This window comes from uncultured Polaribacter sp., from assembly GCF_947497125.1.
Taxonomy (GTDB): Bacteria; Bacteroidota; Bacteroidia; order Flavobacteriales; family Flavobacteriaceae; genus Polaribacter.
Genome location: NZ_CANMFI010000012.1, coordinates 1 through 581, shown reverse-complemented (window position 1 = coordinate 581; position 581 = coordinate 1). Strand labels below are relative to the sequence as shown.

At 32.7% G+C, this 581-nt stretch carries 1 pseudogene; it reads right to left on the bottom strand.

Annotated features, from left to right (window positions below):
* Positions 1-581: pseudogene (locus Q0678_RS11650) on the bottom strand (hypothetical protein); the annotation flags it as partial.

The following is a 581-nucleotide window of genomic DNA, read 5'->3' as shown; positions in this document are numbered from 1 at the left end:
ACCATTTAAAAAACCACGTTCTCCAGTTCCAGCTACTGTTGTTACTTCACCATTTGGCGTAATTTTACGGAGTGTAAATTCTCCACTTCCCATTACGTATATATTGTCTTGAGAGTCTACAATAAGCGTCCTTGGAGTGGTAAAACTTGCATTTGTTCCGGTTCCGTCAGCTATTCCTTCTACATCTTTAGTTCCTGCAAAAATACTTGCATCTCCTGTACTTGTTATTTTATAAATCACATTTTCAAAAGGTGCAGTTCCAAAAAAATTTCCTCCATTATCAATTGTAAGACCTCTTAAATATGGAAGACTTTCTTTAAATATAACTGTTTCTCCATTAGATAATGATTTATATATTTTTGAAGAAGAAGCTCCACTATTATCAATAAATATTAAATCCCCATCAAGATCTATTCTAATATTGGTTAAATAATCAAAATCTCTTGATTCTCCATCGTCATTAACAAAGTTATCCGTAAACGTAGTTACATCTCCTTCTGGTGTGATTTTTCGAATAGCAAAATTCTCTCCATCAGCAACATATAAATTATTTGCAGCATCAATAGTTATACCGTATGGAT